Source organism: Paracraurococcus ruber, from assembly GCF_004353985.1.
GTDB classification, from domain to species: domain Bacteria; phylum Pseudomonadota; class Alphaproteobacteria; order Acetobacterales; family Acetobacteraceae; genus Paracraurococcus; species Paracraurococcus ruber.
The window spans coordinates 35,247-59,704 of sequence record NZ_SMOA01000011.1; the positions used below are offsets into that span (position 1 = coordinate 35,247).

The 24,458-nt window shown below is 72.8% G+C and carries 25 protein-coding genes and 1 tRNA gene; 11 read left to right on the top strand and 15 right to left on the bottom strand.

Going from position 1 to position 24,458, the window contains the following annotated elements; translation table 11 throughout:
• Positions 1-45: 45 nt before the first annotated feature.
• From E2C05_RS04490 to E2C05_RS04515, 6 genes are all read right to left on the bottom strand, one after another.
• Positions 46-1,635, bottom strand: coding sequence for an ABC transporter substrate-binding protein (locus E2C05_RS04490; protein ID WP_133218405.1), 1,590 nt, complete (start codon positions 1,633-1,635; stop codon positions 46-48).
• A 14-nt stretch (positions 1,636-1,649) separates the two neighbouring features.
• Positions 1,650-2,480: a polysaccharide deacetylase family protein gene (locus E2C05_RS04495; protein WP_133218406.1), complete on the bottom strand. Its 831-nt coding sequence runs from the start codon at positions 2,478-2,480 to the stop codon at positions 1,650-1,652.
• Positions 2,480-3,262 carry an SDR family NAD(P)-dependent oxidoreductase gene (locus E2C05_RS04500; protein WP_200305727.1) on the bottom strand — a complete coding sequence of 261 codons (783 nt, stop codon included), beginning with the start codon at positions 3,260-3,262 and terminating at the stop codon, positions 2,480-2,482. Before E2C05_RS04500 ends, E2C05_RS04495 begins: the two co-directional genes overlap by 1 nt.
• Complete coding sequence (locus tag E2C05_RS04505; RefSeq protein ID WP_133218408.1) at positions 3,255-4,031, bottom strand: SDR family NAD(P)-dependent oxidoreductase; 777 nt, start codon at positions 4,029-4,031, stop codon at positions 3,255-3,257. The genes E2C05_RS04500 and E2C05_RS04505 overlap by 8 nt, the downstream gene beginning before the upstream one ends.
• Before the next feature lie 174 nt (positions 4,032-4,205).
• Positions 4,206-5,114, bottom strand: coding sequence for a DMT family transporter (locus E2C05_RS04510; RefSeq protein WP_200305729.1), 909 nt, complete (start codon positions 5,112-5,114; stop codon positions 4,206-4,208).
• A 107-nt stretch (positions 5,115-5,221) separates the two neighbouring features.
• Entirely contained in the window at positions 5,222-6,706 is a 1,485-nt protein-coding gene (locus tag E2C05_RS04515; protein WP_133218410.1) for an FAD-dependent oxidoreductase, read from the bottom strand.
• A gap of 47 nt (positions 6,707-6,753) precedes the next feature.
• Here E2C05_RS04515 and E2C05_RS04520 point away from each other — a divergent pair, with 47 nt between their 5' ends.
• The 3 genes from E2C05_RS04520 to E2C05_RS04530 all read left to right on the top strand — a co-directional run bounded on the left by E2C05_RS04520 (position 6,754) and on the right by E2C05_RS04530 (position 10,802).
• The gene (locus E2C05_RS04520; protein WP_133218411.1) at positions 6,754-8,097 is read left to right on the top strand and encodes a cytochrome P450; all 1,344 of its coding nucleotides are present in this window, start codon (positions 6,754-6,756) and stop codon (positions 8,095-8,097) included.
• Between the two features lie 247 nt (positions 8,098-8,344).
• Positions 8,345-9,550 carry an acyl-CoA dehydrogenase family protein gene (locus tag E2C05_RS04525; RefSeq protein WP_133218412.1) on the top strand — a complete coding sequence of 402 codons (1,206 nt, stop codon included), beginning with the start codon at positions 8,345-8,347 and terminating at the stop codon, positions 9,548-9,550.
• A 235-nt stretch (positions 9,551-9,785) separates the two neighbouring features.
• Positions 9,786-10,802, top strand: coding sequence for a phosphotransferase (locus E2C05_RS04530; protein WP_133218413.1), 1,017 nt, complete (start codon positions 9,786-9,788; stop codon positions 10,800-10,802).
• Between the two features lie 176 nt (positions 10,803-10,978).
• Here E2C05_RS04530 and E2C05_RS04535 read toward each other — a convergent pair whose 3' ends face one another.
• The 4 genes from E2C05_RS04535 to E2C05_RS04550 all read right to left on the bottom strand — a co-directional run bounded on the left by E2C05_RS04535 (position 10,979) and on the right by E2C05_RS04550 (position 13,542).
• Entirely contained in the window at positions 10,979-11,176 is a 198-nt protein-coding gene (locus E2C05_RS04535; protein WP_133218414.1) for a hypothetical protein, read from the bottom strand.
• A 4-nt stretch (positions 11,177-11,180) separates the two neighbouring features.
• Entirely contained in the window at positions 11,181-11,432 is a 252-nt protein-coding gene (locus E2C05_RS04540; protein ID WP_200305731.1) for a hypothetical protein, read from the bottom strand.
• Positions 11,433-11,539: 107 nt separating this feature from the next.
• Positions 11,540-12,961, bottom strand: coding sequence for a type I glutamate--ammonia ligase (gene glnA, locus E2C05_RS04545; RefSeq protein WP_133218416.1), 1,422 nt, complete (start codon positions 12,959-12,961; stop codon positions 11,540-11,542).
• 242 nt (positions 12,962-13,203) lie between these two features.
• Positions 13,204-13,542 (bottom strand): P-II family nitrogen regulator, encoded by a 339-nt coding sequence (locus E2C05_RS04550; RefSeq protein ID WP_133218417.1) that lies wholly within the window; start codon positions 13,540-13,542, stop codon positions 13,204-13,206.
• Positions 13,543-13,894: 352 nt separating this feature from the next.
• Here E2C05_RS04550 and E2C05_RS04555 point away from each other — a divergent pair, with 352 nt between their 5' ends.
• The 3 genes from E2C05_RS04555 to E2C05_RS04565 all read left to right on the top strand — a co-directional run bounded on the left by E2C05_RS04555 (position 13,895) and on the right by E2C05_RS04565 (position 16,075).
• A complete protein-coding gene (locus tag E2C05_RS04555; RefSeq protein WP_133218418.1) occupies positions 13,895-15,103 on the top strand; it encodes an aminotransferase in 1,209 nt (402 codons plus the stop codon).
• 43 nt (positions 15,104-15,146) lie between these two features.
• Positions 15,147-15,222, top strand: a tRNA-His gene (locus tag E2C05_RS04560).
• A gap of 67 nt (positions 15,223-15,289) precedes the next feature.
• Positions 15,290-16,075, top strand: a complete 786-nt coding sequence (locus E2C05_RS04565) for an SDR family oxidoreductase (RefSeq protein ID WP_158291952.1) — start codon at positions 15,290-15,292, stop codon at positions 16,073-16,075.
• Between the two features lie 60 nt (positions 16,076-16,135).
• Here the strand turns inward: E2C05_RS04565 and E2C05_RS04570 are convergent, their stop codons facing one another.
• A complete protein-coding gene (locus tag E2C05_RS04570; RefSeq protein WP_192912413.1) occupies positions 16,136-16,489 on the bottom strand; it encodes a hypothetical protein in 354 nt (117 codons plus the stop codon).
• Between the two features lie 152 nt (positions 16,490-16,641).
• Between E2C05_RS04570 and E2C05_RS04575 the strand changes: the two genes are divergently transcribed.
• Together E2C05_RS04575 and E2C05_RS04580 are read left to right on the top strand one after the other, a co-directional pair.
• Positions 16,642-17,454 carry an aspartate dehydrogenase gene (locus tag E2C05_RS04575; RefSeq protein ID WP_133218420.1) on the top strand — a complete coding sequence of 271 codons (813 nt, stop codon included), beginning with the start codon at positions 16,642-16,644 and terminating at the stop codon, positions 17,452-17,454.
• A gap of 47 nt (positions 17,455-17,501) precedes the next feature.
• Positions 17,502-18,614 carry an MFS transporter gene (locus E2C05_RS04580; protein ID WP_133218421.1) on the top strand — a complete coding sequence of 371 codons (1,113 nt, stop codon included), beginning with the start codon at positions 17,502-17,504 and terminating at the stop codon, positions 18,612-18,614.
• A 74-nt stretch (positions 18,615-18,688) separates the two neighbouring features.
• On the opposite strand, the gene flgH is transcribed toward E2C05_RS04580, so the two are convergent.
• The 4 genes from flgH to flgF are packed head-to-tail and all read right to left on the bottom strand — an operon-like array spanning position 18,689 to position 21,950.
• Positions 18,689-19,414 carry a flagellar basal body L-ring protein FlgH gene (gene flgH, locus E2C05_RS04585; protein WP_133218422.1) on the bottom strand — a complete coding sequence of 242 codons (726 nt, stop codon included), beginning with the start codon at positions 19,412-19,414 and terminating at the stop codon, positions 18,689-18,691.
• Positions 19,414-20,373 (bottom strand): flagellar basal body P-ring formation chaperone FlgA, encoded by a 960-nt coding sequence (gene flgA / locus E2C05_RS04590; RefSeq protein WP_133218423.1) that lies wholly within the window; start codon positions 20,371-20,373, stop codon positions 19,414-19,416. Before flgA ends, flgH begins: the two co-directional genes overlap by 1 nt.
• 8 nt (positions 20,374-20,381) lie before the next feature.
• A complete protein-coding gene (gene flgG, locus E2C05_RS04595; protein ID WP_133218424.1) occupies positions 20,382-21,167 on the bottom strand; it encodes a flagellar basal-body rod protein FlgG in 786 nt (261 codons plus the stop codon).
• Positions 21,168-21,218: 51 nt separating this feature from the next.
• Complete coding sequence (gene flgF, locus E2C05_RS04600) at positions 21,219-21,950, bottom strand: flagellar basal-body rod protein FlgF (RefSeq protein WP_133218425.1); 732 nt, start codon at positions 21,948-21,950, stop codon at positions 21,219-21,221.
• Positions 21,951-22,219: 269 nt separating this feature from the next.
• On the opposite strand from flgF, the gene E2C05_RS04605 reads away from it, so the two are divergent.
• The 3 genes from E2C05_RS04605 to E2C05_RS04615 are packed head-to-tail and all read left to right on the top strand — an operon-like array spanning position 22,220 to position 24,290.
• Positions 22,220-22,777 carry a flagellar basal body-associated FliL family protein gene (locus E2C05_RS04605; protein WP_133218426.1) on the top strand — a complete coding sequence of 186 codons (558 nt, stop codon included), beginning with the start codon at positions 22,220-22,222 and terminating at the stop codon, positions 22,775-22,777.
• Complete coding sequence (fliM, locus tag E2C05_RS04610) at positions 22,774-23,841, top strand: flagellar motor switch protein FliM (protein WP_133218427.1); 1,068 nt, start codon at positions 22,774-22,776, stop codon at positions 23,839-23,841. Before E2C05_RS04605 ends, fliM begins: the two co-directional genes overlap by 4 nt.
• Positions 23,842-23,843: 2 nt before the next feature.
• On the top strand, positions 23,844-24,290 hold the full coding sequence (locus E2C05_RS04615) for a DUF6468 domain-containing protein (protein ID WP_133218428.1): 447 nt from the start codon (positions 23,844-23,846) through the stop codon (positions 24,288-24,290).
• Positions 24,291-24,458: the final 168 nt, after the last annotated feature.

The following is a 24,458-nucleotide window of genomic DNA, read 5'->3' on the forward strand; positions in this document are numbered from 1 at the left end:
CCCTGGCGATGCGGGTTCCGGACACGCGAAGCCCCCGCAGGCGAGTCAGCGGGGCCGTTCGATGTTCCACATCACCGGGAAGCCGAAGTCGATCACGCCGCGCAGTTCCGCCCGCCACACCGCCGGGCTGCGGAACTGGCCGCTGAGCGGGAAGGTGACGTTCTCGATCGCCAGGCGCTGCAGCTCCGCCGCCAGGGCCTTGCGCTTCGCCGGGTCGCCTTCGGCCGCATAGGCGTCGAGCACCGGCTTCATCGCCTCCACGCAATAGCCCCAGGGCTGGTTGTTGGAGCAGTTATAGCCGATGCCGACATTGGACAGCGGGTCGGCCATGTCGAAGCCGGTATAGACCACCGGCACCAGGTTCCAGCCGCCGCGCTCTATCGGCTCCCGCGCCACCCAGCGGCCGGCGATGGAGGACCAGTCGCTGGCCTGCACGTCCAGGTTGAAGCCCGCGCGCTTCAGACGGTCGATCACCACCAGCGCCATCGGGTTGATCAGCGCGGAATCCGCGGGCTGCAGGATGACGATGCGCTCGTTGCTGTAGCCGGCTTCCTTCAGCAGGGCGCGGGCGCGGTCGAGGCTGGCGCCGCGCAGCACCTCGGCGCCCGCATCGTTCGAATAGGTGGTGCCGCACATGTAGAGGCTGGCGCAGTCGGGCGAGGCCATGCCGTCCGCCAGGCCATGCGCCGCCACCACCTCCGCCCGGTCGAGCGCCGCCTGCACGGCCCTGCGCATCGTGACATTGTTGAAGGGCGGCAGGTGGTGGTTCAGCGACACGCCGCCGGTGATCTGCGCGATGCCGCCGGCCTGGGAGAGCACCAGGTTGCGGTCCCGTCGGAAGCGCGGGATGTAGTCGAAGGGCGCGTATTCCAGGTAGTCCACCTCGCCCTGGGTGATCGCCGCGGCGCGCAGCGACACATCGGTCATGGTCAGGAATTCGACCCGCTCGGCCAGCGGCCGCTTGCCGCCGGCCAGGCCGTCCGCCGCTTCCTCCCGCGCGCGATAGGCGGGGTTGCGGCGGAAGGCGGTGCGCTCGCCGGGCACCCAGGCGTCGCGGTCGAACAGGAAGGGGCCGCTGCCCATGATCTCCCGCACCGGCTGGGTGGGCGGCGTGGCGTTGGCGATGCGGGCCGGCATGACGAAGGGGACATGGACGCTCGGCTTGCCCAGCGCCTCCACCACATGGCCGAAGGGGCGCGCGAGCTCGAGGACGAAGGTGGCGGGATCCACCACCGCGATCTCCCGCGTCGCCGCCAACAGCTGCCGGCCGATGGCGTCGCGCTGGCCCCAGCGCCGGATGGAGGCGACCGCATCCTCGGCGGTCACCGCCGTGCCGTCGTGGAATTCCAGGCCGGGGCGCAGCCGGAAGGTCCAGCGCAGCCGGTCCGGGCTGGCCTGCCAGCTCTCCAGCATCTGCGGCCGGTACTCGCCCTTCGAATCCATGGCGACCAGCGTGTCGAAGACCATGTAGGCGAAGTTGCGGGTGACGAAGCTCGGGCTGCTGATCGGGTCCAGGTTCTGCAGCCCGACATTGACGACGAGGCGGAGCGGCCGCTCGCGCGGCTGCGCCTCCGCGCCTGCCGCGGCCAGCGTGAGGACGGAAGCGGCCAGCAGGCCGCGCCAACTCGGTCGCATGGTCGGTTCCCTTCTCAGCGTGTCTCGTTGCGCGCGGCCCAGGCCTCGGCGATCTCGCCGCAGCTGGCGAACCAGACGCCGGGGAATTCGCGGATCCAGGCGATCATCTCCCGCAGCAGGGCGATCCGGCTGGGCCGGCCGCTGACCTGCGGGTGCATGACCAAGTTGTAGAGCCCGCCCCAGCGATGGATCTCCTGGAACTCGGTCTGGAAGACTTCCCTGATGTGGCTGTTCGGAAAGATCGGCCGGGGGCTCTTGATGGAGAACAGCGCATAGGGCGCGTCGTCCAGCGACCAGTGCCAGGGCAGCTCGATCGGACCAGGGCGGCCATCCGGCATGCGGTGGCGATAGGGGTTGATGTCGTCCAGCAGCGACGAATCATAGGTGAAGCCATGCTTGTCGAGCAGGCGGATGAGGTTGTCGCTGGTCTCCCCGGCCGGCGACCGGTAGCCCTTCGGCACCACCCCCAGCACGCGCTTGAGGCTGTCCAGCCCGCGCTCCATCTCCTCCACCTCCTTGTCCGGGAAGGCGGGGTCGATCCAGGCATGGGAATAGCTGTGGTGGCCGATCTCATGGCCCTCCCGCAGGACCATCTCGCAGCGGTCGGTGTGGTTCTCCACCGTCCAGCCGGGGATGAAGAAGGTGGCGGGGACGCCGGCATCCTTCAGCGTCTCGAGGATCTTCGGCACGCCGACCTTGGCGCCGTACTTCCCCTGGCTGAGGATGCCGGGGCGGCGGATGTTGTCGGGGTCGCGCGCCATCCACAGCGTCTCGGCGTCGAAGTCGAAGGTCAGCGCCACGGCGACCCGGGCGCCGTTCGGCCAGTTCACGCGCATGTCGATCATCAGGGATGCTCCGGTCGGATCTCGTCGTCGGGCGGCGCATGCCGCCCCGCCAGCCAGCCGCCGTCCACGCCGATCACCTGGCCGGTGACGTAGGAGGCATCGTCCGAGGCGAGGAAGGCGATCACCGCCGCCACCTCCGCCGGCCGCGCGGCGCGGCGCAGCGGCGTCGGCGCCAGCACGGCGCGGCGATAGTAGTCCCGCTGCAGATGGCCCTCGGTCATCGCCGTCTCGATCACCCCGGGCGCGACCGCATTCACCAAGATGCCGGCGGGGCCGAGTTCGGCGGCAAGCTGCCGCGTCATCTGCGCGACGCCGGCCTTGGCGACGGCATAGGCCGTGGTGCCGGGCACGCCGGCGATGCCGAAGGTGGAGGAGACGGAGACGATCCGCCCGCCCGGCCGCGGCAGGTGCGGCAGCACCGCCCGCGTCATGCGCAGCACGGCCTTCAGGTTGGTGTCCAGGAAGCGGTCGATCAGCGCGTCGTCGGACTCCGCCAGCGGCTTCGACCCGCCGATGCCGGCATTGTTCACCAGGATGTCGACGCGGCCGAAGGCGTCCAGCGCCGCCCGCGCCAGCCGCTCCGGCGCCCCCGCCCCGGTCAGGTCGAGAGCGAGGGATGCGCCGCCGACGGAAGCCGCGGTCTCCGCCACCTCCGGCAGGCGGTCGGCCAGCAGCACTTGCGCGCCGTCGGCCGCCAGGCGGGCGGCGGTGGCGGCGCCGATCCCGCGCGCCGCGCCGGTGACGATGGCGACGCGGCCGGCGAACCGATTGGGGTCAGGCAAGCCGTCCTCCATCCACGGGCAGGGCGACGCCGGTGACGAAGCCGGCGGCGTCCGAGAGCAGGAACAGCACCGTGCCCGCCACCTCCTCCGCCGTGCCGAAGCGGCCCATCGGGTGGCGGGCACGGAAGGCGGCCTCGCGTGCCGCGCGCGCCTCGGAATCGCCTGCCGCGGCGAAGGTCGCTTCCAGCATCGGCGTCTCGATCGACCCGGGGCAGACGCAGTTCACCCGGATGTTCTCCGCCGCATGGGTCAGCGCCAGGCTCTTCGTCAGCATCACCACCGCGCCCTTGCTGGCCGAATAGGCCGGCAGCGTCGCGGAGCCGGCGAGGCCGGCGGTGGAGGCGAACAGCACCATCGCGCCGCGCCCGGCGGCGCGCATCGCCGGAAGCACGGCCCGCACCGTCAGCCAGGTGCCCTTGACGTTCACGTCGAACAGCCGGTCCCATTCGGCCTCGGTCGCCTCATCGGCCGGGCGGGCGGGGCCCAGCATTCCGGCGGCGGTGACCAGCAACGAGACGGGGCCGAGCGTGGCGGCCAGCCGCGCCGCCGCATCGAGATCGCGGGCCGAGGTGACGTCGCCGGTGGCGCAGAGCGCGCCCGGGCATGCCGCCGCTGTCTCGGCGAGGCCCGCCGCGTCGCGGTCGAACAGCAGCAGCCGCGCGCCGTCCCGGGCCAGGCCCTGGGCGGCGGCGCGGCCGAGGCCGGAGGCGGCGCCCGTGACGAAGCCGATGCGTCCCGCGAACCGGCCCTGCCCCTCGCCCTCCGCCATGGCCCGCCCCCGCGTGCTGCGCCGTGGGATGGTGCGGCGAACCCGTCAGCCGGGCAAGACGCCGGATCGGATCGCCGAAGGGCGCATGCCTGGAGGCGTGAATCCGATCCGCATGGCATCGGATCGCCGAAGGGCGCATGCCTGGCGGCGCGACGCCGATCCGCCGCATCGGCGTTATGCGTCGCGGGCCGCCGCCCTCTCCCGCGCCCGCACGCGTTCGCGGTGCACGGTGTAGAGCCCGCTGCCGATGATCACGGCGGCGCCGAGCAGGGTCGCGCTGTCCGGCACATTGGCGAAGATCAACCAGCCCAGCGTGGTCGAGAACAGCAGCTGCACATAGGAGAAGGGCGCGAGCAACGAGGCCGGGCCCTGCCGGTAGGCCAGGATCACCAGGTACTGCCCGACGGAGGAACACAGCCCATGCGCCAGGCCGAGGCCGAGCTGGCGCCAGCCCGGCAGGACGAAATCGACCGGCACCAGCAGGGTCAGCAGCAGCAGGCCGGTGGCGGCCGACCACAGCACGGTCGTCTCCGTCCGGTCGCCGGCGCCCATCTTGCGGGTGATGACGATGGTCGCCGCCCAGCACAGCGCCGAGGCCACGGGGAACAGCGCGGCCAGCGACAGCGCGCCGCTGCCGGGGCGGATGACGATCAGCACGCCGAGGAAGCCGACGAAGACCGCGCTCCAGCGCCGGATGCCCACCTTCTCGCCCAGCAAGACGATCGACAGCGCCGTGACGAAGCCGGGCGCGACATAGCCGATGGCCGTCGCCTCGGCGATCGGCAGGAAGCCCAGCCCGGCGACGAACAGCACGGCGGAGCCGACCAGCGTGACCCCGCGCAGCAACTGCAGCCAGGGCCGCTTCGGCCGCAGCCGCAGCACCCGGGCACGGCGCGCCAGGGCATAGGCCAGGGCGACGAAGACGATGTAGCGGAGCCAGGCGACCTCCACCGCCGGCACGCCATCCAGCCGCATGAGCTTGGCCATGGCGTCCGAGACGGAGAAGAGCACGACGGAGACGAGGATCAGCAGGATGCCCTGCAGCGTCCGGTCCGGTGCCGCGTCGGTCCTGGTCTCGCTCACGCACCCTGTCCCGCTGCAAGGCCGCAGCATAGCGGCTGCGGCGCAGCGCGTCCCGCCGCGCATTGCTCACGGCTGCGATGGAATGCCGCCGCCGGGGACGGGGCCGCTCAGGGTCGGGCGATGGCATCCGGCACGAAGAAGGGCGTGGCCTCCAGCTCCGGCTCGGCGAAGGCTTCCAGCGCCGCCCGCACCGCGCCCAGATCCTCCCGGAACAGGTGCTGCGCGACGGCATGCGCCAGCCGTTCCGCGCCCACCGAGGCGCCGGGGATGTCGGAGGCGATGGCGCCGAGGCTTGCCATCGCCGCGTGGCTGAACAGGTGGATGCGGCCCAGGCCCGGCACCGCCCCGGGCTGGCGCGGCTCCAGCTCGAAGCCCTCGCCCAGCCAGGGGAAGCGCGCCAGCTCCGGCCGGCGCAGCGCCGCCGGCGGGTCGTAGCGGTCGCCCCACAGCGCGACCTCGGCGGACAGGTCGCCGAGCTCCGCGATCCGGCCGCCATCCACCACGAAGCCGGTGCCGATGATGAGGAAATCCGCCCGCGCCTCCCGCCCCTCCGGCAGGGTCAGTACCACCTCCGCGCCCGCTGCCCGCGCCGCCAGCACCGGCGTGGCGAAATGGATGCGGAAGCCGTCGTTGCGCAGCGTGCGCAGCACCGTCTCATGCGGCGGCGGCGCCTGCAGGTCGTGCATATAGGCCAGCAGCCGCCATTTCTCGGCGGGCGGCAGGCCGGCCCAGCCCTCGAAGAAGCCCATGCTGGCGCTGCCGCGGCCCTTGTTGACCTGCGGCAGGTGGCGGCGGCGCACATGCATGTCGACCGAGGCGGCGCCGGCTTCCAGCGCGGTCGCGGCATTGTCCCAGGCGCTGGCGCCGGCGCCCAGGACCGCCACCCGCCTGCCGCGCAGCGCGGCGAAGTCGATGGCGACGGAACTGTGCGCGGCCAGGCGGGGGACCAGCGCGGGATCGATGCCGGGCGGGATGAAGGCCCCGCCGGTGCCGGCGCGGCCGGTCGCCAGCACCACGCGCCGGGCATGCAGCACCCGCTCGCCCTCGGGCGTCGCCAGATGCGCCGTCACCCGGCCTTCGGCCGGCGCCAGCCGCCGCACCGCGACGCCGTTGCGCACCGGCAGGTCCAGCATGCGGCGGACCCAGAGGATGTAGTCCTGCCAGTCGGCATTCGGGATCTTGTACAGCCGCTCCCAGCCCGCCTCGCCATGCCGCGCCTCGTACCAGGCGCGGAAGGTGAGGGAGGGGACGCCCAGCGGGATGCCGGGCAGGTGCTTCGGGCTGCGCAGCGTCTCCATCCGGGCAAAGGTCACCCAGGGGCCTTCCAGCCCCGCCGGCGCGGCATCCACCACCTGGATGTTGCCCAGCCCCTTCATGCGCAGCGCGCCGGCCGCCGCCACCCCGTACATGCCGGCGCCCACCACCAGCACGTCGGGCATGGGCGCGCCATCCGGCCCCAGGACGGTCGCGGTCCAGTTGGCGGGCGGGTAGTTCAGCAGGGCAAGGTCGCGCGCCACGCGGCGCTCATGCACGGCGAGGGGGTCGAGGGCATCCATGGCCGCATTCTGCCGCAGCGCCGGCGGCGGGGCCATGCGCCGCGCGCCCTGGCGCCGGGCGCGCGGCGGGCCAGATCCCTGGCATGACCCCGAGCGACGCCCTGGCCGACGCCTTCCCCGCCGCATTCCTGCCGCCGGCGCCGCCGGTGCCGGCGGCGGCGCCCGGCATCCTGGCGCAACTCCGCCTGTTCCGCCGCAACGTCCCAGCCACTTGGCCGCGCCGCGCCTATGAGGATGCAGTCTACCAGCGCCCCTTCCTCGGCCGCCGCAGCCTGCTGCTGAACGACCCCGCCGCCATCCGGCACGTGCTGGTGGAGGCGACGGAGCGCTACCGACGCACGCCCGCCACCCTGCGCGTGCTCGGCCCGCTGCTCGGCCAGGGCCTGGTGCTGAGCGAGGGTGCGGCCTGGCGCCTGCAGCGGCGCACCCTGGCCCCCGCCTTCGCCCCGCGTGCGGTGGCGCTGCTGCTGCCGCATATCCACGCCGCGACCGAGGATGTCCTCGGCGCGCTGGATGCGCGGGCACCGGTCGACCTGCTCGGCGTCACCCAGGGCCTGGCGCTGGAGATCGCCGGGCGCAGCATGGTCTCGCTCGGCATGGCGCGCTGGCGCGGAAGGCTGCGGACGCTGCTGGACGCCTATGGCCGCCATGCCGGCGTCCATCTGCCCGACATCCTGCTGCCGCCCGCGGTGCCGACGCCCTGGGACCTGCCGCGCCGGCGGATCGGCCGGCGCTGGATGGCGCTGGTGGCGGAGATCGTCGCCGCCCGGCAGGCGGAACCGCGGGCGGACGGGCCGCGGGACCTGCTGGACCTGGTGCTGGCGGCGCGCGACCCGGAGACCGGCCGCGCATTCTCCCCGGCCGAGGTGCGCGACCAGGTGGCGACCCTGTTGCTGGCCGGGCATGAGACGACGGCGCTGGCGCTGTTCTGGTGCTGCGTGCTGCTGGCGCAGGCGCCGGGCTGGCAGGACCGCGTGGCGGCGGAGGCCGGCGCGGCGGAGCAGCCGGTCACCCGCGCGGTGATCGAGGAGGCGATCCGGCTCTACCCGCCCGCCTTCACCCTGGCGCGGCTGGCGATCGAGGCCGACGAGGTGCCTGGGGCGCGGCTGCGGCGCGGCGACGTGGTGCTGATCGCGCCCTGGGTGCTGCACCGGCATCGCCGGCTGTGGCAGGCGCCCGAGGCCTTCGACCCGCGCCGCTTCCTGCCCGGCGCGCCGGCGCCGGAGCGCTTCGCCTATCTGCCCTTCGGCGCCGGCCCGCGGGTCTGCATCGGCGCGCAATTCGCCATGGCGGAGGCGATGATCGCCCTGGCCGGCCTGGTGCGGCGCTGGCGGGTGGCGCTGGTGACGGACCGGCCGGTGCTGCCGGTGGCGGTGACGACGACGCAGCCGGACCACCGGCCGCTCTTCCGCCTCATCCCGCGCTGAGGTGCGGCCCGCGGACACGCATCGTGGCCATGGCGCCCCCGCATGGCCGGCCGGCATGGCCCGCGACCGGGCGAGGGACCGGCCGCGCCCGGCGCCTGGGCGAACCGGGGGACGAGGCAGCCTCGCGGCGCCGGGCGCGGCCGGGGCGGCGCCGGGGCCGGTCGGGCGCCCTGCCGCGCCTGCATCTGGCGGGGCGGGCCGCTCTGGCGCATCCTGCGCCCACGGCCAGGACGACGGGGAAGCGCCAATGGAGTTCGAATTCCCGCCCCGCGTGCGGGACCTGCAGGCCCGCCTGCAGGCCTTCATGCAGGAGGAGATCTACCCCGCCGAGGCGCGCTTCGCCGAGGAAGTGGCCGCCGGCGACCGCTGGCAGCCCACCGCCGTCATGGAGGCGCTGAAGGCGAAGGCCCGCGCGGCCGGCCTGTGGAACCTGTTCCTGCCGGAGAGCGAATACGGCGCCGGGCTGAGCAACCTGGACTACGCGCCGCTCTGCGAGATCCTCGGCCGCAGCATGATCGCGCCGGAGGCGCTGAACTGCTCCGCCCCCGATACCGGCAACATGGAGGTGCTGGTCCGCTACGGCACCGAGCAGCAGAAGAAGCATTGGCTGGAGCCGCTGCTGGCCGGCGAGATCCGCAGCGCCTTCGCGATGACCGAGCCGGCGGTCGCCTCCTCCGACGCCACCAATATCGAGACGCGCATCACCCGCGACGGCGACCACTACGTCATCAATGGCCGGAAATGGTGGACCAGCGGCATCGGCGACCCGCGCTGCCGCATCCTCATCCTCATGGGCAAGAGCGACCCGGACAACCCGGACCGCCACCGTCAGCAGAGCATGATCCTGGTGCCGCGCGACACGCCGGGCATCCGCGTGGTCCGCATGCTCAACATCATGGGCTATGACGACGCGCCGCACGGCCATGCCGAGGTGGTGTTCGACAATGTCCGCGTGCCCGCCGGGAACATGCTGCTGGGCGAGGGAAGGGGGTTCGAGATCGCGCAGGGGCGCCTCGGCCCCGGCCGCATCCACCACTGCATGCGCCTCATCGGCCTGGCGGAGCGGGCGCTGGAACTGATGTGCCGCCGCACCCAGTCGCGCGTGGCCTTCGGCAAGCGCATCTCGGACTACGACACGACGCTGGAGCGCATCGCCGAATCGCGCATGCTGATCGACCAGGCGCGGCTGCTGACCCTGAAGGCCGCCTGGATGATGGACACGGTCGGCAACAAGGAGGCGCGGGCGGAGATCGCCATGATCAAGGTGGTGGCGCCCAGCATGGCCTGCCGCGTGCTGGACTGGGCGATCCAGGCGCATGGCGGCGGCGGCCTGTCGGATGATTTCCCGCTGGCCTATGGCTATGCGCTGGCGCGCGCGCTGCGCTTCGCCGATGGCCCGGACGAGGTCCATCGCGCCCAGATCGCCAGGCTGGAACTGCGCAAGCACCGCTAGAGCAGATCCCGATGAGGTGGCATCACCTGATCGGGTGAAGATGCTCGTAGTGCCAGATGACGAGAGCGGTTGCCGCGAGCCGTGGCGAACGGAAGCCGCTCCAGGGTCGAGGGTTCCAGGGGCCTTTCGGCCCTTGGCGGGGAGGGGCCGGGAGGGGCGGCGGCAGCCATGGCGTGGCGCGCCGTGGGGACCTTGCCGAGCCCCCGTCCGGTCGCCGGCCGCAAGGGAGACACGGATGGAGTTCGACACCGCGCCGCTGGGCGCTTGGCTGGCCCGCCACGTTCCGGGCTTCCACGGCCCCTTCACGCTCGATCGCCTGTCCGGCGGCCAGTCCAACCCGACCTACCGGATCCGCGCCGCATCGGGCGACCTGGTGCTGCGGCGCAAGCCGGACGGGAAATTGCTGCCCTCCGCCCATGCGGTGGACCGCGAATACCGCGTCATCGGCGCGCTGCAGGCGGCCGGGCTGCCGGCGCCGCGCGTGCATGGCTATTGCGACGACCCCGGCGTGCTGCCGACGCCCTTCTTCGTGATGGAGTTCGTCGAGGGGCGCATCTTCTTCGACCCGCGCCTGCCCGGCCTACCGCGCGAGGAGCGCGGGGCGCTGTTCGACGCCATGAACGACACGCTGGCCCGGCTGCACAGCCTGGACCCGGCCGCCATCGGCCTCGGCGACTATGGCCGCCCCGGCAACTACATGGCGCGGCAGATCGAGCGCTGGACGAAGCAGTACCGCGCGTCCGAGACCGGGCGGATCGAGGCGATGGAGCGGCTGATCGCCTGGCTGCCGGAACGCCTCGCCGCCGCCGACGACCCGGCCGTGTCCGTGGTGCATGGCGATTGCCGGATGGACAACCTGGTCTTCCATCCGACCGAGCCGCGCGTGGTCGCGGTGCTGGACTGGGAACTCTCGACGCTGGGCAGCCCGCTGGCCGATTTCGCCTACAACGCCATGGCTTGGCGCATCCCGCCCGGGCTGTTCCGCGGCCTTGCCGGCAGCGACCTGGCGGCGCTGGGGATCCCGGCAGAGGAGGACTACGTCGCGGCCTATTGCCGGCGCACCGGGCGCGCGGGCTTCCCTGCGCTCGACTTCTACGTCGCCTTCAACCTGTTCCGGCTGGCGGCCATCATGCAGGGGATCGCCAGGCGCGTGCTGGACGGCACGGCGGCGGGCGAGGATGCCGAGGCGAACGGGAAGCTCGCGCGGCCGATCGCCGAGTTGGGGTGGGAGCAGGCGCAGCGCGCTGCATGATGCCGGGGACGGGTGCGTCCTTTGCCGGACCCTGCAGCGGTTGCCGTTCGCCATGGCTCGCGGCAGCCGCTCCGGTCGCTTGAAGCGACGAGCCTCTTGACCCGATCAGGTGGTTGCACCCGATCGGGATGGGCCCTGACCCGCCAGGGGCCGCAGCGCCCCTGGAAACCTCGGGTTCAGCCGCGCCGGCCCAGCAGCCGTGCCAGCAGCATCAGGGCGATGCCGAGGGCGACGACGCCATAGGTCTCCGGGTTGCGGCGCACAGCGGCCACCGCCGCCTCGGGCAGCCAGAGCAGCGCATCCCAGCCGGTCCAGGCGGCGAGCAGGCCGAACAGCACCAGCAGTGTGCCCAGCGTGTAGAGGCCACGCGCCACCGGCTCAGCCCCGTCGGGCGCGGTCGCGGGCCAGGGCGTCGTCGACCAGCCGGCGGTCGCGGGCGTCCTGCTGGCGGCCGCGGACCGCCAGGATGGCCCAGACGATCGCCACGCCCAGCAGCGGCAGGCCGGGCACGAAGGGCAGCAGCAGCAGCACGAGGCCGAGGACCCAGAGGAGCCCGTTGGCCACAGCCTGGAAGGGACGGCCGGCGAAGAGGATCGCCAGCGGCGGGAGGAGGATGGCGAGCAGGTACATCACGCCTCCAAACCGGTCAGGGCCCGGTTGGTTGCCATGGCCGGAAGGCAGGAAAAAGGCCGCCGGCGGGTCCCGCCGGCGGCCCCTGTGGCCCGAGCCGCGGCGGCTCAGACCGAGTAGTACATCTCGAACTCGACCGGGTGCGGCGTGTGCTCGAACCGGTACACGTCGCTCCACTTCAGCTCGATATAGGACTCGATCTGGTCCTTGGTGAAGACGTCGCCGGCCAGCAGGAACTCGTGGTCGGCCTCGAGCGCGCCGAGCGCCTCGCGCAGCGAGCCGCAGACGGTCGGGATGCCCTTCAGCTCCTCGGGCGGCAGGTCGTACAGATCCTTGTCCATCGGGTCGCCCGGATGGATGCGGTTCTTGATGCCGTCGAGGCCGGCCATGAGCATGGCGGCGAAGGCCAGGTAGGGGTTCGCGCCCGGATCGGGGAAGCGGACCTCGACGCGCTTCGCCTTCGGGCTGGTCGCGTAGGGGATGCGGCAGGACGCCGAGCGGTTGCGGGCCGAATAGGCCAGCAGCACCGGCGCCTCGAAGCCCGGTATCAGCCGCTTGTAGCTGTTGGTCAGCGGGTTGGTGAAGGCGTTCAGCGCCTTGGCGTGCTTGATGATGCCGCCGATGTAGTACAGCGCCGTCTCCGACAGGTCGGCATAGCCGTTGCCCGCGAACACCGGCTTGCCGTCCTTCCAGATGGACTGGTGGACGTGCATGCCGCTGCCGTTGTCGCCGTAGATCGGCTTCGGCATGAAAGTCGCGGTCTTGCCGTAGCTGTGGGCGACGTTGTGGATGCAGTACTTGTAGATCTGCATGAAGTCGGCCTGCTGCACCAGCGGGCCGAACTTGGTGCCCAGCTCGTGCTGCGACTGCGCCACCTCATGGTGGTGCTTCTCGCCGGGGACGCCCATCTCGATCATGGTCGAGAGCATCTCGGCGCGCAGGTCCTGCTCGGAATCAACCGGCGCGACCGGGAAGTAGCCGCCCTTCACGCCGGGGCGGTGGCCCATATTGCCTTCCGGGTAGTCCTTCATGTTGGCGCCCGGGCCCTCGACCGAGTCGAGGCTGTAATGGCCGAAATTGCCGCCGGTGCCGAACTTCACGCTGTCGAAGACGAAGAACTCGGCCTCGGGGCCGAAGAAGGCGGTGTCGCCGATCCCCGTGCTCTTCAGGTAGGCCTCGGCGCGCTTCGCCGTGCTGCGCGGGTCGCGCGAGTACATCTGGCCGGTCGAGGGCTCGATGATGTCGCAGAACAGGATGAGCTGCGGCTTGGCCGAGAACGGATCCATGCAGGCATTCTCGGGGTCCGGCATCAGGATCATGTCGGACTCGTTGATCGCCTTCCAGCCGGCGATCGAGGAGCCGTCGAACATGATGCCGTCGGTGAAGCTGTCCTCGTCGACGGTCGAGACGTGCTGCGCCGTGTGCTGCCACTTGCCCTTCGGGTCGGTGAAGCGGAAGTCGACGTATTCGACGCTGTGCTCCTTGATCATCTCCATCACCTTGGAGATGGCGGCTGCCTTATCTGCCATGTCGTCTGTCCTGTCCCCTGACTGGTCCCGGGGCCCCTTGCGGAACCCCCCTTCGCCCCCTGCCGCGGCGCACGCCGCGACCCGCGCCCCGCCCCGCCTTTCCGGCGGCGCCGGGCCCGGGCTTGCCGCCGCGGGCCGTGGGCTTGTCCCGGCCGCGGCGTGTCCCGAAGGGCAGATCCGCAGGCCGGGATCTGCCCGATGACCGATCGCGCCGGCCCGTCGCGGCGGGCCGGCGGCGTGGCCTAGACCGCGTCCTCGCCCCGTTCGCCGGTGCGGATGCGGATCACCTCCTGGATGTCGGAGATGAAGATCTTGCCGTCGCCGATCCGGCCGGTGCGGGCCGCCTGCTGGATCGCCTCCACCGCGCGGTCCACCAGGTCGTCGGTGCAGACGACCTCGATCTTCACCTTGGGCAGGAAGTCCACGACATATTCGGCGCCGCGATAGAGTTCCGTATGGCCCTTCTGGCGCCCGAAGCCCTTCGCCTCCACCACGGTGAGGCCCTGCAGGCCTATCTCGTGCAGGGCATCCTTCACCTCGTCGAGCTTGAAGGGCTTGATGATGGCCTCGATCTTCTTCATCGGCTCCGCTTTGCGTTCCGGGGATGGCCTTCAATCCGAAGCAGTCCCGGCATGACGCTTCCTCCTCGACCTCAGCCGCCTGTCCTGGCGGTGCCGGCCGCGGGTGTTTTGCACGGGCCGTGCCAGGGCTTCAATCGGGCCTCGGGCCGAAATCCCGGGGTTTTTGGCCCGCAGCCGCCTTGCCGGGCGGCAATTTGCCCAAGCCGGGGGCAGATGACGAATCCTCCACCGCTTGCGGCGACGGGGGGCCATACCCATTATGCCGCCCCACCCCCGGGGGGATCGTTCCGCGCGCGCCAGGCCCTGGCGACCGGCGCCCCGTACACCTGCTTCGCGGAAGGGCAAGGGCGGAATGCAGCCCCAGAACAGCCTGCTGTCGGCCACCGGCACCACCATCTTCACCGTCATGTCGGCGCTGGCCGTGCAGCACGGCGCGATCAATCTCGGCCAGGGCTTCCCCGACTATGACGGGCCTGAGGACGTGATCGACGCCGCGGCGGCGGCGCTGAGGGACGGCCGCAACCAGTACCCGCCGCTGACCGGCGTGCCGGAACTGCGGCAGGCCGTGGCCGCCCACAACCGCCGCTTCTACGGGCTGGAGGCGGACCCGAATGCCGAGGTGATCGTCACCTCCGGCGCCACGGAGGCGATCACCGCCTGCCTGATGGCGGTGCTGAACCCCGGCGACGAATGCGTGCTGATCGAGCCGCTCTATGACACCTACCTGCCGGTGGTGAAGCTCCTGGGCGCCATCCCGCGGCTCGTCCGGCTGAGCCCGCCGGACTGGGCGCTGCCGCGGGCCGACCTGGCGGCCGCCTTCGGGCCGAAGACCAAGGCCATCCTGTTCAACACGCCGATGAACCCGACCGGCAAGGTTTTCACGGGCGCCGAGCTCGCCTTCCTTGCCGACCTGATTGCGAAGCATGACTGCTACGCGATCTGCGACGAGGTCTATGAGCACCTCACCTTCGACGGCTGGACGCACATCCCGCTGATGACGCTGCCGGGCATGCGGGAGCGCTGCATGCGGATCGGCAGCGCCGGCAAGACCTTCAGCCTGACCGGCTGGAAGGTGGGCTACATCACCTGCGACCGCAGCCTGGCGCCGAACGTCGCTAAGGCGCACCAGAACCTGACCTTCACCACTCCCCCAAACCTGCAGCGTGGCGTCGCGGTCGGGCTGATGAAGGACGATGCCTACTTCGCCGGCCTGTCCACCAGCCTGCAGGCGCGGCGCGACCGGCTGGCGAAGGGCCTGGCCGAGATCGGCTTCGGGGTGCTGGAGACGCGCGGCAGCTACTTCATCACCACAGATTTCCGGCCGCTCATGGCCCCCTTGGGCTTCAATGGCGACGACGTGGCCTTCTGCCGCGCCATCACCGAGGAGGCGAAGGTCACCGCCATCCCGGTGACGGCCTTCTACGCATCCCAGGACGCGCCCGGCCACTATGCCCGCTTCGCCTTCTGCAAGGGGGAGGCGGTGCTGGACGAGGCGCTGGCCCGGCTGCGCGCCTGGGTGGCGAGCCGGGCCGGCCGGCAGTTGACGGCGGCCGCCGGCTAGCCCTATCTCCCGCCGCCCGGGCGCCAGCCGCCCGGGCCGTGTGGCGGCCATAGCTCAGTTGGTAGAGCGCCAGGTTGTGGTCCTGGATGTCACGGGTTCGAGTCCCGTTGGTCGCCCCACCACCCCTCCTTTCCCCCGTTCCGCAGTGCCGGCAGGATGGCCGCGCAACGCAGGGGGAACGTCACCATGGAACTCCGCATCGATGGCCGCGCCGCGCTGATCACCGGCGGGTCGAAGGGGCTCGGCCTGGCCATCGCCCGGGCCTTCGCGCAGGCGGGCGGGGCGGTGGCCATCGTCGCGCGCAACGCGGCGCAGCTGGCCGAGGCCGAGGCCGCCATCCGCGCCGCCGCGCCGGCCGCGAAGGTGGCCGCCATCGCCGCCGATATCAGCACGGCCGAGGGTTGCGAGGCCGCCTATGCCGGCGCCGTGCAGGCGCTGGGTCAGGTCGATATCCTCGTCAACAATGCCGGAACCAGCCAGCGCGGCCCCTTCCTCGAGGTCACCGATGCGCTCTGGCAGAACGACCTCGACCTCAAGCTGTTTGCCGCCATCCGGCTGGCGCGGCTGGCCTGGCCGGGGATGCAGGCGCGGCGCTGGGGCCGCATCGTCAATGTGCTGAACACCGGCGCCAAGGCCCCGCCGGCCGAGGGTGCGCCGACCGCCGTCACCCGCGCCGCCGGCATGGCGCTGACCAAGGTGCAGGCGAATGAGGGCGCGAAGCACGGCATCCTGGTGAATGCGCTGCTGGTCGGGCTGATCGACAGCGACCAGCATCGCCGCCGCCACGCGGCCTCCAAGACCAATGAGAGCTACGAGGAGTGGCTGGGCAAGCTCGGTGCCTCCCTCCCCATGGGCCGCTACGGCAAGGCCGAGGAATTCGCCGCCACCGCGCTCTTCCTGTGCTCGGAGGGCGGCGGCTACATCGCGGGAACGGCGATCAACGTGGATGGCGGCCGCAGCCCGGTGGTCTGACGACTCACGGAAGGCGAAGGGGGTGCCGGGGGAAAGTGCCTTCCCCCGGCTGCCTTTGCGTTACCGGTTCCGCGGATAGGCGCCCGAGGTGTTCGACCCCGTCGCCCGGTCATAGGCCCGCTCGGCCGCCGTGCCCGGCGGGTTCACGCGCGTGCCGTCGGACTGCGCCGGGAAGGCGCCCGAGGTGTTGGTGCCCGCCGCCCGGTCCAGCGCCCGCTCCGCCGCCGTGCCGGACGGGTTGTTGCCGGTGCCGTCGGCGCTGGTGCGCGGGCTGTCGGTGGCGCGGTCATAGGCACGCTGCAGCGCCGTGCTGGGCGGGTTGCCGCGGGTGCCGTCGCGCGTGTTGTCGCAGGCGGCGAGCGTGGTCAGCACCGCCGCGGCGGCGAGACCGCGCAGCAGGGGGGAGGCGTGCATGGCTGGGGATCTCCTCGAACTGTTGCAGACCCGCGTCGATGGCCGGTCGTTGCGGATAGCGCCGGCGCTGCCCCTTGGTTCCCAACCCGGCGTAGTCCTTGGCGGCGGCTTCTGCTAACCGCGGCCCGGAACACACAGGGCCGGAGGCGGGCATGGCGGCGGAACTGACGGTGGCGATCGGGGGCCTGGGCGCGATCGGGGCGCATCTGGCCCGGTCGCTGGATGCCGGCGTGCAGGGCCTGCGCCTCGTCGCCGTCGCGGCGCGGGACCAAGAGAAGGCGCGGCGGACCCTGGCCGGCTTCCGCCAGGCGCCGGCGCTGGTCGGCCTGGCCGAACTGGCGGAGCGCGCCGACATCGTGGTGGAGGCGGCGCCGGCCGCGGTCTTCGAGCAGATCGCCGAGGCCGCCATCGCCCGTGGCCGCATCTTCGTCCCCAGCAGCGTCGGCGCCCTGCTGCCGCGCATGCACCTCGTGGCGCGGGCGCGGGAGACCGGTGCCCGGATCGTCGTGCCGACCGGCGCGCTGCTCGGCCTCGACGCCGTGCGCGCCGCGGCGGAGGGGGAGGTGGCGAGCGTCACCATCCAGACCCGCAAGCCGCCGCGCGGGCTGGAAGGCGCGCCCTACTTGGTCGAGAACGGGATCGACGTCTTCGCGATCCGCGAGCCGACCATCGTCTTCCAGGGCAATGCCTTCGACGCCGCGCGCGGCTTCCCCGCGAATGTGAACGTCGCCGCCGCCCTGGCCCTGGCCGGCATCGGGCCGGAGCGCACGATGGTCGAGATCTGGGGCGACCCGACGGTGACGCGCAACACCCACACCATCAAGGTGGAGGCGGCATCGGCGCGGCTGACCATGACGATCGAGAACGTGCCGAGCGAGGAGAACCCGCGCACCGGCAAGATCACCCCGCTGTCGATCCTCGCCTGCCTGCGCGGGCTGACCAGCACGCTGAAGGTCGGGAGCTAGGGCGCGTTGCCCCGGCGCGGCGGCCGGCGCGGGGGGCGCGCCGGCGCATGAGCCTGCTCGCCTTCGCCTATATCGCCTTCATCGGCCTCGGCCTGCCGGACCCGCTGCCGGGCGCCCTCTGGCCCGTGCTGCGGCCGGATTACGGGCTGCCGGCCTCGGCGCTCGGCGCGCTGCTGCTGGCGGTCTCGACCGGGACCATGATGGCCAGCCTGGTCGCCGGCCGGGCCATCCAGGCGCTCGGCACCGGTGGGGTCCTCGCGCTCAGCGTCGGGCTGACCGCGCTGGCCGCCCTCGGCGCCGCGACGGCGCCGCCCTGGCCGGTGCTGGTGGCTCTCGCCCTGCTCTCCGGCCTCGGCGCCGGGGCGGTGGATGCCGCCATGAACCTCTTCGCCGCCGCCCGCTTCGCGCCGCGGCACCTGAACTGGATGCATGCCTGCTGGGGCGTCGGCGCCACGCTCAGCCCGGCGGTGGCGGCCGGGCTGCTGGCCACCGGCGCATCCTGGCGGGCGGCCTATGCGGTGGTCGGGGTGGCGCTGGCGGCGCTGGCGCTCGGCTTCCTGCTGACCCGGTCGCGCTGGGGCGGCCCGGCGGCCGAGGCCGGGGGGCCGCGCCTGTCCGCCTTCGCCGTGCTGCGCAACCCGCAGGCGCGGCGGCAGGCGCTGGCCTTCTTCTTCTATTGCGGGGTGGAGGCGGGGACCGGCCAGTGGCTCGCCACCATCCTGGTCGAATCGCGCGGCGCCGACCCGGCCTCGGCCGGCGCCGCCACCACGCTGTTCTGGGCCTCGCTCGCCATCGGCCGCGTCGTGCTGGGCTTCGTGGTGGACCGGATGGGGCCGGACCGGCTGGTGCTCCGGGCGGTGCTGGCCTCCGCGTTGTTCTCGGCCGGCTTCGCGCTGCTGCCGGGCGGCGCCGGCATCGCCTGCGCGGCGCTGCTCGCCGTGGCGCTGGCGCCGCTCTACCCGACGCTGATGGCACGCACGCCGGCGCGCCTCGGCGCCGCCGCGGCGGCCCATGCGGTGGGGTTCCAGGTGGCGGCGGCGACGCTCGGCGCCGGGACGCTGCCGGCGCTGCTCGGCCTGGCGCCCATCGGCTGGGTCCCGGGGCTGCTGGCCGTCATGGCCGTGGGGCTCGCGCTCCTCATCCGCCGGATACTGCGATAGCCGCCAGGCGAGGGGGACGCCGTCCCCCTCGCACTCCCCCTACCAAAGGCCGAAGGGCCTTTGGAAACCTCGGGTCAGAAGGGCAGGAGGATATCGAGGAGCTGCGAGCCCAGGCGGGGCTGCTGCAGGTCCGAGAGGGTGCCGCGGCCGCCATAGGCGATGCGCGCCTCGGCCAGCCGGTCGTGCCGGATGGTGTTGTCGCTGGCGATGTCCTGCGGGCGGATCACCCCCTGGACGTTCAGCTCCCGCAGCTCGTTGCTGACCCGCACCTCCTGCTTGCCGGACACCACCAGATTGCCGTTCGGCAGCACCTGGGTGACGGTCGCCGCCAGGCGCAGCGTCACCGTCTCCGTCCGGCGGACCGTGCCGTTGCCATCCGTGGTCTGGCTGCCGGAGGCACTGATCAGCGTGTCCGGGCTCGCCGCCCGCGGCAGCCAGCGCGTCTGCACGCCGAAGAGCTGCGGCATGCCCATGGCGTCGTTGCCGGTGCGCGCCCGCTGGGTGCGGTTCTGCAGCTGCGCCTCGTCCTGGATCGAGACCAGCACGGTGATCAGGTCGCCGACTGCGGCCGCGCGCTGGTCGCGCAGGAAGGTGCGGCTGCCCGGCCGCCACAGGCTGTTCGCCCCCTGCGTCGGGTCCTGCAGCCCCGGCATGGGCATGGAGACGGGGCGCCAGGCCGGATCGGCGGTCGGGTCCGTCACCGCCGACATCTCCGGTGCCCGGCCGACGCGCGACAGGCGTTCGAGCTGGCCGCAACCGGCCATCAGCAGGGCGCAGCCCGCCAGCAGCACCGCGCGCATCACTCGCCCCCTCCCACCCGCAGCGGTGCCGCGCCCATGGCGACGCGCACCCGCCCTGGCCCGACCACCTGCCCTTCCACCACCGTCCGGCTGGCGAGGTTCATCACCGGCACCACGCCGCCGCGCGGCCCGGCATCCAGCGCCCGTCCCTGCGCGGTCAGCGCGATGCCCGGCGCTTCCACCAGCATGGTCACCAGCGCGTTCTTCTCGACGAGCGAGGGCGGCGCGACATCGGCGCGAAGGAAGGCGGCCTCGGACGCCATCGGCCGGCGCAGCTGCTGCCCCACCACCTCCTCCAGGCGCTCGGCGCTGCCGGGACGGACGCGCTCCGCCCGCTGCCGGGCCAGCTTCGCATCGCCCGGCCGCACCACCTCGCCGAGGTTCAGCCGGCGCGTCGCCACCACCACCGGCAGCGTCGCCACCGCGCGCCCGGCCAGGCGCTGGCGCAGCACCGGCATGCCGTCGGCCATCACCACCAGCGTCGCGCCGAAGCGGCCGGTCACCGGGTCGAAGCTCGCAGCTTCCGCCGCCAGCCGGGCCGGCGGTCCCAGCGGCACCATCGGCGCGGCATAGGGGCCGAGCTCGAGATCCGCCTCCGGATCCAGGCCCTGCCGCAGCAGCTCCGCCCGCAGCGCGGCGACGATCTCGTCCCGCGGCACCGGCTGGCCCGGCCGCTCCACCACGGCGCGCTCCTGCGCCGAGACCGGCCGCCAGGCCAGGCCATGCGCCCGGGCCACGGCGGCGAGCTGCGGCGCCTCGATCACCATGCGCCGGCCCGGCGCCGGCGCGGCGCCGATCGCCTGCGCGGCGCGGGGCCCCGCGCCCTCGAACAGGTCGCCGAGGCGGAGCACCGGATCCTCCACCACCACCAGCGGCCGCGGGCCGGCCAGGTCCTGCGCCGCGGCGGGCGCGGCGGACAGGGCGAGGAGGAGCAGCGGGACAAGCCGCAGCGCGCGCATCGCCCGGCTCACCGCATCCGCGACAGCGTCGAGAGCATCTCGTCGCTCGCGGTGATGACCTTGCTGTTCATCTCATAGGCGCGCTGCGCGGTGATCAGCGACGTGATCTCCTGCACCACGTTGACGTTCGAGCTTTCGATGAAGCCCTGCAGCAGCTGGCCATGGCCCGGCTGGCCCGGCGCCGCGATCTGCGCCTGGCCGGAGGCCGGCGTCGCCAGCAGCAGGTTGTCGCCGATCGCCTCCAGCCCGCCCTCGTTGGCGAAGATGGCGGTCTGGATCTGCCCGACATTCTGCGGGTTGAGCTGGCCGTCCAGCTTGGCCAGCACCTCGCCGGCGGCATTGATGGTCACGTCGCGCGCCGCGGCCGGGATGGTGATGCCGGGCAGCACCTGGAAGCCCTCGGCGGTCACCACCAGGCCTTCCGGCGACAGGCCGAAGGTGCCGTCGCGGGTATAGGCGATCTCGCCCGAGGGCAGCTGGATCTGGAAGTAGCCGTTGCCGCGGATCGCCAGGTCGAAGCGGTTCTCGGTCTGCTGCAGGCTGCCCTGCTCGCTGATCCGGTAGATCGCCGAGGTCTTGACGCCGAGGCCGATCTGCGTGCCCGAGGGCAGGATCGTGCCGTTCTCCGAGCTCTGCGAGCCGACGCGGCGCATGTTCTGGTAGAGCAGGTCGTTGAACTCGGCCCGCCGGCGCTTGTAGCCGGTGGTGCTCATGTTGGCGATGTTGTTGGAGATCACCTCGACATTGGTCTGCTGGGCCATCATGCCGGTGCCGGCGATCTGCAGCGCACGCATCGTTCGGGGTCCTCGGGGGCGATGGGGTCGGGTAAGGCGGAGGCGAGGTCGTCAGCTGCGGCGGCGCAGGATGCGGTCGACGGCGGTCTGCAGCCGCTCGCCCTCGCGGTCGGCGAAGGTGACGGCGTTCTGGAACTCCCGCAGCTCCTCGGTCATGCGGACCATCTCGAGCACGGGGTGGACGTTGCTGCCCTCGATCGTGCCCTGCACGACCTCCGGCCGCGCCACCGGCTGCGGCGTCTCGTCGGCGGCGAACAGCCGGTCGCCCTCGGCCCGCAGCTTCTGCGGCGCGTCGAAGCGCACCACGCGAAGCTGGCCGAGCACGCCGTTCTCGGACCGGACGGTGCCGTCGCCCTGGACCTCGATGCGGGTGTCGGCCGGGCCGACCACCAGGGGCCCGCCGGCGCCCAGCACGGCATTGCCGTCGAGGTCGAGCAGCCGCCCCTCCGCCGAGAGGGCGAAGCGGCCGGCGCGGGTGTAGCGCTCCTCGCCGCCCGGGGTCTCGACCACGAAGAAGCCCTCCCCCCGCAGGGAAACGTCGAGCGGGTTGCCGGTGGCCGAGAGCGTGCCCGGCGCGCTGTCCCGCCAGGTGGCGCGGTCGATGCTGTAGGCCGTGCTGCCCTGCAGCGCCGGGTCGGGCTGGCGCTGCAGCACGCTGCCGAAGACCGGGCGCTGCGCCCGGAAGCCGGGGGTGTCGGCATTGGCCAGGTTGTTCGCCAGCACCTGGGTCGCCCGCAGCTGCGACCCGAGGCGGGAGAGGATGACGTAACCTGGGGTGTCCATGCCCTGCCCTCCGGGAAGGCCGTTTTGGCGGCGCCGTCCTGGCGCCGGATCACGTCGCCGTTGCGGCGTGCCGGAAGGGCTAGAGCAACCGCCGTGCCAACCCCGGCCCCGGGGAACGGGCGCCGGACGGGGGGCGATCCCTGCCGGGGGCGGCAGGTCCTGCCGGCCGGGCGGCGGGGCCTGCCGCCCGGCCCGCGTCCCGCCGCCCCGCCCGCAAGCCTTCCTTAAGCCGGCCCCGCACAGAGTGCCGGCGGAGGGCCGGGACAGCGATGGCGTCGAAGGCGGAGGCGAAGGCGGACACCCCCGCGGGGGATGAGGCGAAGCCGAAGGGCGGGAAGGGCAAGCTGCTGCTGCTGGCCGTGCCCGTGCTGCTGGCCGCCATCGGCGCCGGGCTGTGGTTCACCGGCATCCTGCCGAAGCTGCTCGGCAAGGGGCACGACACCTACGCCGAGGCGGCGGCGAAGGAGGGCGACGCCGCCCAGGCCGCCGCGAACGGCGCGCCGGCGCCGGCGCCGGCCCGGCCGCCGGTGTTCTTCGACATGCCGGAGATCGTCGCCAACCTGAACACCCCCGGCCGGCGCGCCAGCTTCATCCGGCTGCGCAGCAAGCTGGAGCTGTCGAAGCCCGAGGACACGGCGGCGGTGCAGGCGGCGATGCCGCGCCTGCTCGACCTCTACACAACCTATCTGCGGGAGATGCGGCCCGAGGAGCTGCGCGGCAGCGCCGGCACCCAGCGCCTGCGGGAGGAGCTGATCGCCCGCGCCACGCTGGCCGCCGCGCCGGCCCGCGTCACCGATGTCCTGTTCACCGAGATCCTCCTGCAATGAGCGGCTCGCAGGAGGAAGACGACCTCGCGGCCGCCTGGGGCGCGTCGCTCGAGGCCGAGGAGACGGGCGGGGCGGGTGACGCCGCGGCCGCGCCCGATGCCGCGCGCGTGCTCAACCAGGCCGAGATCGACAGCCTGCTCGGCTTCGGCGGCGGCGGGGCGAAGCAGGAAGACCAGTCCGGCATCCAGCGCGTCGTCAGCGCTGGCCTCGTATCCTACGAGCGCCTGCCGATGCTGGAGATCGTCTTCGACCGGCTGGTGCGCATCCTGTCCACGTCGCTGCGCAATTTCACCTCCGACAACGTCGAGGCGTCGATCGACAGCATCGTCTCGCTCCGCTTCGGGGACTACCTGAACAGCGTGCCGCTGCCGGCCATGCTGGCGGTGTTCAAGGTGGAGGAGTGGGACAATTACGGCCTGATCGTCGTCGATTCCGCGCTCATCTACTCGGTCGTCGACGTGCTGCTGGGCGGCCGCCGCGGCACCGCGGCGATGCGCATCGAGGGCCGGCCCTACACCACCATCGAGCGGACGCTGGTCGAGCGGCTGATCACCGTGGTCCTGCAGGACCTGTCGGACGCCTTCAGCCCGCTGAGCCCGGCGCATTTCCGCTTCGAGCGGCTGGAGGTGAACCCGCGCTTCGCCGCCATCTCCCGCCTGTCGAACGCCTGCATCCTGTCCCGCCTGCGCGTCGACATGGAGGATCGCGGCGGAAAGATCGAGCTGCTGCTGCCCTATGCGACGCTGGAGCCGGTGCGCGAGCTGCTGCTGCAGCAGTTCATGGGCGAGAAATTCGGCCGCGACTCGATCTGGGAAACGCACCTGGCCGAGGAGCTGCGCCACACCGAGGTGGCGCTCGACGTCGTGCTCGACGAGCAGACCATGCCGCTGGCCAATGTCATGTCCCTGCAGCGGGGCGACCGCATCACGCTGAACGCCGCGCCGGGGGCGCCGGTGATGCTCCGCTGCGGCGACATCCCGCTCTTCCAGGCCGAGCTCGGCCGGCGGGAGAACCGGCTGGCCGTGCGGATCGCGCGCGAAGTGCGCCGCCAGGCGGAGGAGTGAGGATGGGCTGGATCGAAGGCCTGCTCGAGATCGCCGTCATGGTGTTGCTGGCGGTGGCGCTGCCCCTGGTGGTGCGGCTGGAACGCACGCTGGCGGCGGTGCGGCGCGACCGCGCGGTGCTGGAAGGCAGTGCCGGCAACCTGACCGAGGCGACGCGGATGGCCGAGGCCGCCTCCATCCGGCTGCGCGCCGCGGCGGAGGGCGGCGGGCGGCAGCTGGCGGAGCGGCTGGCGGTGGCCGAGCCGCTGCGCGACGACCTTCGCTACTTGGTGGAGCGGGCCGAAAGCCTGGCCGACCGGCTGGAGGCGCTGGTCAGCGCCGCCCGGCCGCTGGCGCAGGACCTGCCGCCTGCGGACCCGCCGGCCACGCCCGCCTTCGCCCCGGCCGCCGAGGCCGGCCGCAGCCAGGCGGAACGCGCGCTGCTGCGGGCGCTGGGGCGTGGCCGATGAGCCTCGCCGCGCATCTGCCGGCCCTGCCGGTGCGGCCGCGGCTGCTGCCGGCGCTGCTGGCCAGCATGGCGCTGCTGCTGGGCGTGAAGCTGCAAACCCTGCTGTTCGGCGCGCCGGGGCCGGCGCCCGGCCTGGCGCTGGTCGCGCCGGCCCAGGCGGGTGGAACAC

What these genes read in the sequence shown, in the direction of transcription:
- E2C05_RS04490 (WP_133218405.1), bottom strand. Translation starts at nt 1,635, where the DNA reads ATGCGACCGAGTTGGCGCGGCCTGCTGGCCGCTTCCGTCCTCACGCTG.
- E2C05_RS04495 (WP_133218406.1), bottom strand. Translation starts at nt 2,480, where the DNA reads ATGATCGACATGCGCGTGAACTGGCCGAACGGCGCCCGGGTCGCCGTG.
- E2C05_RS04505 (WP_133218408.1), bottom strand. Translation starts at nt 4,031, where the DNA reads ATGGCGGAGGGCGAGGGGCAGGGCCGGTTCGCGGGACGCATCGGCTTC.
- E2C05_RS04515 (WP_133218410.1), bottom strand. Translation starts at nt 6,706, where the DNA reads ATGGCCCCGCCGCCGGCGCTGCGGCAGAATGCGGCCATGGATGCCCTC.
- E2C05_RS04520 (WP_133218411.1), top strand. Translation starts at nt 6,754, where the DNA reads ATGACCCCGAGCGACGCCCTGGCCGACGCCTTCCCCGCCGCATTCCTG.
- E2C05_RS04525 (WP_133218412.1), top strand. Translation starts at nt 8,345, where the DNA reads ATGGAGTTCGAATTCCCGCCCCGCGTGCGGGACCTGCAGGCCCGCCTG.
- E2C05_RS04530 (WP_133218413.1), top strand. Translation starts at nt 9,786, where the DNA reads ATGGAGTTCGACACCGCGCCGCTGGGCGCTTGGCTGGCCCGCCACGTT.
- E2C05_RS04540 (WP_200305731.1), bottom strand. Translation starts at nt 11,432, where the DNA reads ATGTACCTGCTCGCCATCCTCCTCCCGCCGCTGGCGATCCTCTTCGCC.
- glnA (WP_133218416.1), bottom strand. Translation starts at nt 12,961, where the DNA reads ATGGCAGATAAGGCAGCCGCCATCTCCAAGGTGATGGAGATGATCAAG.
- E2C05_RS04550 (WP_133218417.1), bottom strand. Translation starts at nt 13,542, where the DNA reads ATGAAGAAGATCGAGGCCATCATCAAGCCCTTCAAGCTCGACGAGGTG.
- E2C05_RS04555 (WP_133218418.1), top strand. Translation starts at nt 13,895, where the DNA reads ATGCAGCCCCAGAACAGCCTGCTGTCGGCCACCGGCACCACCATCTTC.
- E2C05_RS04565 (WP_158291952.1), top strand. Translation starts at nt 15,290, where the DNA reads ATGGAACTCCGCATCGATGGCCGCGCCGCGCTGATCACCGGCGGGTCG.
- E2C05_RS04570 (WP_192912413.1), bottom strand. Translation starts at nt 16,489, where the DNA reads ATGCACGCCTCCCCCCTGCTGCGCGGTCTCGCCGCCGCGGCGGTGCTG.
- E2C05_RS04575 (WP_133218420.1), top strand. Translation starts at nt 16,642, where the DNA reads ATGGCGGCGGAACTGACGGTGGCGATCGGGGGCCTGGGCGCGATCGGG.
- E2C05_RS04580 (WP_133218421.1), top strand. Translation starts at nt 17,502, where the DNA reads ATGAGCCTGCTCGCCTTCGCCTATATCGCCTTCATCGGCCTCGGCCTG.
- flgH (WP_133218422.1), bottom strand. Translation starts at nt 19,414, where the DNA reads ATGCGCGCGGTGCTGCTGGCGGGCTGCGCCCTGCTGATGGCCGGTTGC.
- flgA (WP_133218423.1), bottom strand. Translation starts at nt 20,373, where the DNA reads ATGCGCGCGCTGCGGCTTGTCCCGCTGCTCCTCCTCGCCCTGTCCGCC.
- flgG (WP_133218424.1), bottom strand. Translation starts at nt 21,167, where the DNA reads ATGCGTGCGCTGCAGATCGCCGGCACCGGCATGATGGCCCAGCAGACC.
- flgF (WP_133218425.1), bottom strand. Translation starts at nt 21,950, where the DNA reads ATGGACACCCCAGGTTACGTCATCCTCTCCCGCCTCGGGTCGCAGCTG.
- E2C05_RS04605 (WP_133218426.1), top strand. Translation starts at nt 22,220, where the DNA reads ATGGCGTCGAAGGCGGAGGCGAAGGCGGACACCCCCGCGGGGGATGAG.
- fliM (WP_133218427.1), top strand. Translation starts at nt 22,774, where the DNA reads ATGAGCGGCTCGCAGGAGGAAGACGACCTCGCGGCCGCCTGGGGCGCG.
- E2C05_RS04615 (WP_133218428.1), top strand. Translation starts at nt 23,844, where the DNA reads ATGGGCTGGATCGAAGGCCTGCTCGAGATCGCCGTCATGGTGTTGCTG.